This window comes from Nocardiopsis protaetiae (assembly GCF_045446735.1).
Lineage (GTDB): Bacteria > Actinomycetota > Actinomycetes > Streptosporangiales > Streptosporangiaceae > Nocardiopsis > Nocardiopsis protaetiae.
Map to the genome: position 1 here is coordinate 1 of NZ_JBJJBV010000292.1, position 8079 is coordinate 8079.

An 8079-nucleotide genomic window follows, 5' to 3' on the forward strand; every position below is an offset into this window, starting at 1 on the left:
CGCACCGACCCGCCCACCGACGCCAGCGGCGCCAGCAACGCGCGCGCCCGCCCGGCCCCGCCCAGGAACGCCGCCTGCACCGACACCAACGGCTCCGCACCCGGGAACCGGTGCAGACTCCACCACAGCGCCAACTCCTCCGGCGCGTCGGCGGCGATCTCCTCATAGGCCGCCGCCACCTGCGCCGCCCTGCCCGCCGGCCACACCACCGAGCCCGCGAACAGCCCCGGCGCCGGGAACAGCTCCAGCTCCACCGCGGCCACCACCGCCACCTCGCCGCCCCCACCGCACAGCGCCCAGAACAGGTCCGCGTCCGACTCCGCCGTGACCCGCACCCTCTCACCGTCGGCACACACCACCTCCCAGGCCCGCACCGCGTCGGCCGCCCACCCGTGGCGGCGCCCGAACCAGCTCAGCCCCCCGCCCAGCGTGTACCCGGCCACCCCCACACCCGGGGAACTGCCCGGCAGCCCCGTCAGCCCGTACACGGCCGCCGCCTCCTGCACCCGCCCCCACGACACCCCGGCACCCACACGCACCGTCCGCGCCGCCGGGTCCACCTCCACCCCGCCCAAAGCGGCGGTGCGCACCAGCACCGCACCCGAGGCGCTGCCCGTGGCGCCGTGCCCCGTCGTCTGGGCCGCCACCGACAATCCCCGTTCACCCGCCCACCGCACCACCGCGGCCACATCACCGGCGTCGGCGACCTCCACCACCGCCTCGGGCTTCTGCTCCACCGCCAGGTTCCACGGCCGCGACGCCGCCTCGAACCCCGCGTCCCCACCGGTCAGCACCCGACCGCGCACCACCGCGTCCAGACCACGCACACCCATCACGACCCTCGTCTCCTCGTCACATCACCGGGACCCGTTCCGTCATCCCGATGAACCGTCGAACCCACGACGGACCCCACCGCGAGAATGTGACCGATGCACGAGAGAACTTTCGACGACGACCGCGCCGCCCTCTTCCAGGAGCACCGGCCGCTGCTGCTGTCCATCGCCCACCGCATGCTCGGCTCCACCGCCGAGGCCGAGGACGCCGTCCAGGAGACCTGGCTGCGCCTGGCCCGCACCACCGAACAGATCGACAACCCCGCCGGATGGCTCACCACCGTCACCGGCCGCATCTGCCTGGACCTGCTGCGCTCGCGCACCGCCCGCCGCGAGGAACCCGCCGACCACCCCGGCACCGAACTCCCCGACCCCGCACCCGACCCCGAACACCAGGCGCTCACCGCCGACGCCGTCGGCGTCGCCCTGCTCGTGGTCCTGGACGCCCTCACCCCCGCCGAACGCCTGGCGTTCGTCCTGCACGACGTGTTCGCCGTGCCCTTCGACGACATCGCCCCCATCGTCGAGCGCACCCCAGCCGCGGCCCGACAACTCGCCTCCCGCGCCCGCCGCCGGGTACGCGGCACCCCCGCCCACACCACCACCGTGGTCCCCGACCACCGCGACAAGGCCGTCGACGCCTTCCTGGCAGCCGCCCGCGGCGGCGACCTCACCGGCCTGCTCACCATCCTGGACCCGCAGGTCAGCGCGCGCGGCGACGTCTTCGCCCGACTGCGCGGCGTCCCCGCACTGACCCGCGGCGCCGACACGGTGGCCGCCCAGGCCCTCACCTTCTCCCGCCTGGCCCAGGGCGCCCGCCCCGTCCTGGTCGACGACCTGCCCGGATTCGTGTCCCTGTCCGCGAACGGCCCCACCGCGGTCCTGCTGTTCACCGTCGAGGCCGGACGCATCACCGACATCGACATCCGCTACGACCCCGACCTGCTCGCGGCCCTGACCTGACCCCCACCGGTGGCCGCATCCCTGAGAAGGATGAGGCCACCGGTGTCAGCGGGACGCCGGCTCGGGATCAGACCCGGTCCAACGGCACATGCGGACCCTCGGGGGCCACCACCTCCACCGCCATCCCCGGCTCCACCCGGCCGCCCTCCAGCACGATCCCCATGACCCCGGCCCGCCGCACGATCCCCCCATCGGGGCCGCGCCCCACCAGCCGCTTCATCAACCCCGGCGAGAACGCGTCGATCTGCACACACGGGTTGCGCAACCCCGTCACCTCCACCCGCGCATCGGGCCCCAGCCGCAGCACCGTCCCCCGCCCCAACCCCAGCAGGTCGACCCCCCGGGTGGTCACGTTCTCCCCCAGCTCCCCCGCACCCACCGCGAACCCCTCCGCGGCCAACTCCTCCAACAGCTCGGCGTGGATCAGGTGCACCTGCCGCAGGTTCGGCTGCGTGGGATCCACCGCCACCCGGGACCGGTGCTTGACCGTCACCCCCATGTGGGCGTCCCCCTCCACCCCCAACCCCGCCAGCAACCGGATGCCCTCCCGCACCGGCTTGCCGAACGTGTGCCCCGCACTGCTGCCCACCGACTCCACCACCGCGCCCACCGGCGACCGCCCTCCACCGCTCCGACAGATCCGGGCGCCACCCTAGACCTCGCCCCGAAAAGACTCGTGCACCGCCTCCCGCAACCACCAGACTGGCCCCATGCACACCACCACCGACCCCCGGGAGGCCTGATGCGCCTGCGCACCCTGGGCCGCACCGGCCTGCGCGTCTCCGACCTGTTCCTGGGCACCATGGGCTTCACCACCACAGCCGAGGCCGCCCGCATCATCGACCGCTACACCGACGCCGGCGGCAACGTCATCGACACCGCCCCCGTCTACGGGGACAGCGAGGACCTCCTCGGCGAGGTCCTGCACGGCACCCGCCGCGACCGCCTCGTCCTGGCCACCAAGTTCACCCTGCCCGCCGACCCCGACAACCCGCTCACCGGCGGATCCCACCGCAAAGCACTGCGCCTGTCCCTGGAAGCCAGCCTGCGCCGCCTGCGCACCGACCACATCGACCTTCTGTGGGTGCACTGCCACGACCCCCGCACCCCCGTCGAGGAGACCATGCGCGCCCTCGACGACGCCGTCCGAGCCGGCACCGTCCTGTACACCGGCGCCTCCAACCTGCCCGCCTGGGCCGTGGCCGCCGCCAACACCGGCGCCGACCTGCGCGACCGCACCCCCTTCAGCGCCCTCCAGGTCCCCTACAGCCTCGCCCGCCGCGACATCGAACGCGAACTCCTGCCCATGGCCCGCACCCTGGGCCTGAGCACCGCCGCCTACAGCCCCCTGGCAGGCAGCCTGCTCTCCGGCCGCTTCGCCGACCCCGACGCCCCCGCCACCGGCCGCATCGACCCCGCCCGCCTCACCCCCCGCGAACGCACCCTGGCCCGCACCCTGCACGAGGTCGCCACCGCCGAAGGCCTGGGCGACGCCCGCACCGCCCTGGCCTGGCTCCTCTCACGCCCCGACCCCATCCACCCCATCCTGGGCCCGCGCACCGACGCCCAGCTCGCCGACCTGCTCCCCGCCGCCGACACCACCCTGTCCCCCCACGCCCTGCAACGGCTCCAGGAGGCCTCCCACCTGGAGCCCGGCTACCCCGCCGACCTCATCGCCCAGACCCTGCCCTGGCTGGACGGCCACCGCGACGTCCACCCCGACCGAGACGGCCGCACACCGATGTGACCGACCCGGCACCGGGCCGTGACCTCGCCCGCGGGCCCGCAAAAACCCCTGGCCCCACCCCGCACCCGCCACCTACCATGGGGCCCATGCAGTACGTCCTCTACCTCTAACGGTCACACGCACACCCGCCCCACGCCCGGCGTGGCCGCGGGTGCCCCACGCGTACCCCGGCCCCACCCTCCCGTGCGGGCCGACCGTCAGAGGAACCGGGAGGCTCCCCGCCCACGCCGCGGGTCGAGCCCCCACCAGAGGAGAGACATGCCCACCTCAGGCCCCGTCCCAGCCGTGCCCGCGGGCGAGCGCGCCCAGCTCACCACCACTGACCTGCACGTCAACCGCGGCGGCAGAACCGTCCTGGCCGGCGTCGACATGACCGTCGCCCCCCGCTCCCGGTGGGGCGTCGTCGGAGAGAACGGCCGCGGTAAATCCACCCTGCTCCAGGTCCTCATCGGAGCCCTGGAACCCGACCGCGGCACCGTACGCCGCATCGGCACCATCGGCTTCGCCGAACAGGAGATGCACACCACCAACGGACGCACCGTCGGCGACCTCATCGACATCGAACTCGCCGACGCCCGCACCGCACTGGCCGCACTGGACACCTCCGCCGCCCGCCTGGCCCACGGCGATCCCGCGGCCGAGACCGCCTACACCGACGCACTCGCCGCCGCCGAGGCCCTGGACGCCTGGGACGCCGACCGGCGCGTGGACCTGGCCCTGGAGAACCTGGGCGCCGTCACCGACCGCACCCGCCCACTGGAGGAGCTGTCGGTGGGCCAGCGCTACCGGGTGCGCCTGGCCGCCCTGCTGGGCGCCGGACACGACTTCCTGCTGCTGGACGAGCCCACCAACCACCTGGACGCGGCCGGCCTGGACTTCCTCACCACACGCCTGCGCGAACACCGCAACGGGGTGGTACTGGTCAGCCACGACCGCGCCCTGCTCTCGGACGTGGCCACCACCGTCCTGGACCTGGACCCCAGCGCCGACGGCCGCCCCCGCGTCTACGGCGGCGGCTTCGCCGGCTACCAGCAGGGCCGCCGCGCCGAGCGCGAACGCTGGGAGGAGGAGTACGAACAGCAGCAGGCCGAGCACACCCGCCTGGCCCAGGACCTGTCCCAGGCCCAGAACCGGCTCATCAGCGGGTGGCGCCCCGACAAGGGCACCGGCAAACACGCCCGCGCCACCCGCGCCGGGGGCCTGGTGCGCGCCGTCCACCGCCGCCGCGCCGACCTGGAGGCCCACGCCGTCACCATGCCCCCGCCGCCGCTGCGCTTTCGCATGCCCGACCTGCCCGCCCGCTCCGGCGTCACCCTGCTGGAGGCCGAACGGGTGAGCGTGGCCGGGCGCCTGCACCACCCGGTGGACGTGCACCTGGAATCGGGGGACCGCTTGGTGGTCACCGGCCCCAACGGGGCGGGCAAGTCCACCCTGCTGGCGGTCCTGGCCGGACTGCTGGAGCCCACCTCCGGCACGGTGCGCACCGCCCGCAGGGCACGGGTGCGCCTGCTGTCCCAGGAGTCCCCGCACACCGAGACCCGCCGCGCCCACGAGGTGTTCGCGACCCGGATGGAGGAACTGGTCAGCCGGGGCGTGCTCGCCGAGGGTGCGGCGGTGCCGCTGTCCGCGCTGGGGCTGCTGTCGGCCGCCGACGCCTCGCGTCCGGTGGGCGAGCTGTCCATGGGCCAGCAGCGCCGCCTGGACCTGGCGATGGCCCTGGCCGAGCGGCCGCACGTGCTGCTGCTGGACGAGCCCACCAACCACCTGTCCATCCCGCTGGTGGAGGAGCTGACCGAGGGGCTGGGGGCGACGGCGGCCGCGGTGGTGGTGGCCACCCACGACCGGCGGCTGCGCCGCGACGTGGCGGCCTGGACCCACCTGCCGCTGACCGCGGCCAGCGACGCCCTGGTCTGACCGCGAAGGGGGGGTGCGGGACCCGCCCGCACACCCCCCTTTCTTTTTGCGTCTTCTAGGCGTCGGCCGCGACCACCGGCTGGCGCAGCAGGGTGCGCAACCTCTCCGGGGCGGTCCGGCGCAGGTCGCTCAGGTAGATCTCGTGGTGGCGGCCGCCCATCCGCAACCCCTGCTCGGGGATGAACGTACGGTGCATCCGCTCCAGCACCGGCCCCTCCTCGTCGAAGGGCCCCACGTGCAGCGTCTGCACACACCGCCCCTCGGCCAGCGCCTCCAGGCGCACGTCCCGCAGCCGGGCGGGCGCGCCCTTGGCCCCGGCCGCCTCCACCGCGGCACCCACCATGGCGGCGTCGGTCCAGTCCGGGACCATGATCATCAGGGTCCAGTCCCACCGCGACTTGTCGCGGTCGGCGGTGAACGCGTCCATGTCGTCGGACCACCACAGGCCCTCCAGGGGCATGACGACGTAGTCGCGGCCCAGCTCCCTCTTGCTCGCGAACTTGAGCTTGTAGGCGACCGGGTACAGCGCCCCCACCGCCTCGGCGAAGACGTCACCGTTGGGATCCCCGTGGCCGTCGATCATCAGGTAGTGCAGCTCGGGGACGTCCAGGACCCGGAACCGCCCGCGCTCGGCGCGGTAGCAGTCCAGGGTCTTCTTGAAATCGGTCTTATCGGTCATCGCGCACCCGGGCCCGCTCGGCGAGCCACGCCCTCTCCGCCTCCATGAGGCTCAACGAATAGGAGAACACCTCGCGCGCCGCACGCGGCAGCGGCCCCTGGGCGGCCTCGGCCGCCCGGACGGCGGCGATCTGCTCCTCCACCACGGCCAACCGCTCGCCCAGCGCCCCGGCGTACTCGGCCGGGGTGAGCAGGTCCAGGTTGGCGACGCCCACCAGCAGCGGGTGGGCCACCGGCGCGGCCTCGCGCAAGAGCGCGAGCGCGCCCTCGCGGGCGGCCCGCCGCCCGGCGTCGGTGGCGTGGAAGACCCGCCGGGAGGTGGCCGCCGCCGGAGCCTCGGGCACGTGCACCAGGCCCCGTTTCTCCAACCTGCCCAGCAGGTAGTAGATCGAGGAGAACCCGATGTCGGCCCAACGCCGGACACCGCGCCGGGCGATCACCTGCTCCAGGTCGTATCCGTGCCGGGGCCGCTCCACGACCAGTCCCAGGACGGTCAGCTCCGCGGGTGTCAAAGGCATCGTCTCCACACCATCATTCTAGTACTGGAATACCAGGGTGCGGCAACCGACCGCCCCCGGCGGGAAAAGGAAGGGTGGCCCGGCCCGCGCGGTGCCATACTCGGCCGATGAAACCCACCCTGGAACTGCGCTTCGCGCCCGAACTCCGGTTCTTCCTGGCCCCGCGCCACCGCGGCGGAACCCTGCACACGGGCGCCGACTCCACCTCCACCCTGGCCCACCTGGTCCAGTCGCACGGCGTGCCCATGACCGAGGTCGGCACCCTGCTCCTGGACGGGCGCCCCGCCGAACCGGGCACCATCCCCGCCCCCGGGCAGGTCGTCGACGTCGCCCCCGTGGCCCTGCCCCAGGCCGTCCCCTTCCCCTTGCGCTTCCTGCTGGACGTGCACCTGGGCACCCTGGCCCGGCGCCTGCGCCTGCTGGGCCTGGACACCGCCTACGACAACGACCGCGACGACCCCTCGCTGTTCCGGCAGGCCAACGCCGAGGAGCGGGTGCTGCTCACCCGCGACCGCGGCCTGCTCAGCCGCTCGGGCCTGCGCGCGGGCGCCCACGTCCGCCAGACCCGCCCCGACGACCAGCTGCGCGAGGTCCTGGACCGGTTCGCCCCCGCCCTGGACCCCTGGACGCGCTGCCCTGCCTGCAACGGCGTGCTGGTGCACGCCGACAAGCAGCAGGTCACCGGCGACCTGGAGGCGGGCACCCGCGCCGCCCACGACGCGTTCGCCCGCTGCCCGGGGTGTGAGCGGGTGTACTGGCCCGGCGCCCACCACTCCCACCTGGCCGAGATCGTGCGCCGGGCCCGGGAGACGGTCGCCGCCCACCGCCCCTGAGCCGCCCCGCCGTCCGGGGCCGCAACCGGCCAGAGCGGGCACACAGCGTGACGGGGCTGATATGTTCCCCCGGGTTCCCGTGCCCCCGGAGTCCACGACCAGAGGCATCGGCACGGTCGATGCATCCGCGGCCGACGAGGGAGACCCATGCCCGCATCCATGTTCACCCGCATCTCGGCGATCTGCGCCGCCGCCACCTTGACGGTCCTGTCCGCGGCGGCCCCTGCGGCCGCGGCGGCCGCCGCGGCCGACAGGACCGCCGAGATCAACGGGGGGCGCATGACGTTCATCGACGACGGGGACGTCTTCAAGATCTGCGACCTGCTCAAGAACGGCAAGGGCGTCTACGGGGCGGTCTTCTACAACTCCTACTGGGACACCAGCGGCTACAAGAGGGTGATGACCATCTCCGACGGCGGCGACCCGGGGTGCGACAAGAAGGGCTACAACATCGGCAACTCCGGGACCTACACCTTCGTCATCTGCGAGGGCCGCTACCCGACGAGGCCGATCGTGACCCACCCCTGCGACGACTCCGGCGAGTTCAACGAGTAGCCCGCCCCGGGCCCGCCCGCCCGGGGCGGGCCCCCGCG

At 74.1% G+C, this 8079-nt stretch carries 9 protein-coding genes; 5 read left to right on the top strand and 4 right to left on the bottom strand.

Annotation, left to right across the window (positions count from 1 at the left end; all coding sequences use genetic code 11):
* A partial coding sequence (locus ACJOT3_RS29510) for an FAD-binding oxidoreductase (protein WP_406976406.1) occupies positions 1-833 on the bottom strand: 833 nt, incomplete at its 3' end.
* A 96-nt stretch (positions 834-929) separates the two neighbouring features.
* Here ACJOT3_RS29510 and ACJOT3_RS29515 point away from each other — a divergent pair.
* Complete coding sequence (locus ACJOT3_RS29515) at positions 930-1796, top strand: sigma-70 family RNA polymerase sigma factor (protein ID WP_406976407.1); 867 nt, start codon at positions 930-932, stop codon at positions 1794-1796.
* A gap of 67 nt (positions 1797-1863) precedes the next feature.
* On the opposite strand, the gene ACJOT3_RS29520 is transcribed toward ACJOT3_RS29515, so the two are convergent.
* Complete coding sequence (locus tag ACJOT3_RS29520) at positions 1864-2406, bottom strand: MOSC domain-containing protein (protein ID WP_406976408.1); 543 nt, start codon at positions 2404-2406, stop codon at positions 1864-1866.
* A 132-nt stretch (positions 2407-2538) separates the two neighbouring features.
* Between ACJOT3_RS29520 and ACJOT3_RS29525 the strand changes: the two genes are divergently transcribed.
* Complete coding sequence (locus tag ACJOT3_RS29525; RefSeq protein ID WP_406976409.1) at positions 2539-3543, top strand: aldo/keto reductase; 1005 nt, start codon at positions 2539-2541, stop codon at positions 3541-3543.
* A gap of 258 nt (positions 3544-3801) precedes the next feature.
* Positions 3802-5457 carry an ATP-binding cassette domain-containing protein gene (locus ACJOT3_RS29530; protein ID WP_406976410.1) on the top strand — a complete coding sequence of 552 codons (1656 nt, stop codon included), beginning with the start codon at positions 3802-3804 and terminating at the stop codon, positions 5455-5457.
* A 55-nt stretch (positions 5458-5512) separates the two neighbouring features.
* On the opposite strand, the gene ACJOT3_RS29535 is transcribed toward ACJOT3_RS29530, so the two are convergent.
* Together ACJOT3_RS29535 and ACJOT3_RS29540 are read right to left on the bottom strand one after the other, a co-directional pair.
* Positions 5513-6136 carry a GyrI-like domain-containing protein gene (locus tag ACJOT3_RS29535; protein WP_406976411.1) on the bottom strand — a complete coding sequence of 208 codons (624 nt, stop codon included), beginning with the start codon at positions 6134-6136 and terminating at the stop codon, positions 5513-5515.
* Complete coding sequence (locus tag ACJOT3_RS29540) at positions 6126-6653, bottom strand: PadR family transcriptional regulator (protein ID WP_406976414.1); 528 nt, start codon at positions 6651-6653, stop codon at positions 6126-6128. Before ACJOT3_RS29540 ends, ACJOT3_RS29535 begins: the two co-directional genes overlap by 11 nt.
* 107 nt (positions 6654-6760) lie before the next feature.
* On the opposite strand from ACJOT3_RS29540, the gene ACJOT3_RS29545 reads away from it, so the two are divergent.
* Together ACJOT3_RS29545 and ACJOT3_RS29550 are read left to right on the top strand one after the other, a co-directional pair.
* The gene (locus ACJOT3_RS29545; RefSeq protein WP_406976412.1) at positions 6761-7486 is read left to right on the top strand and encodes a Mut7-C RNAse domain-containing protein; all 726 of its coding nucleotides are present in this window, start codon (positions 6761-6763) and stop codon (positions 7484-7486) included.
* A gap of 147 nt (positions 7487-7633) precedes the next feature.
* On the top strand, positions 7634-8041 hold the full coding sequence (locus tag ACJOT3_RS29550) for a hypothetical protein (protein WP_406976413.1): 408 nt from the start codon (positions 7634-7636) through the stop codon (positions 8039-8041).
* Positions 8042-8079 lie beyond the last annotated feature (38 nt).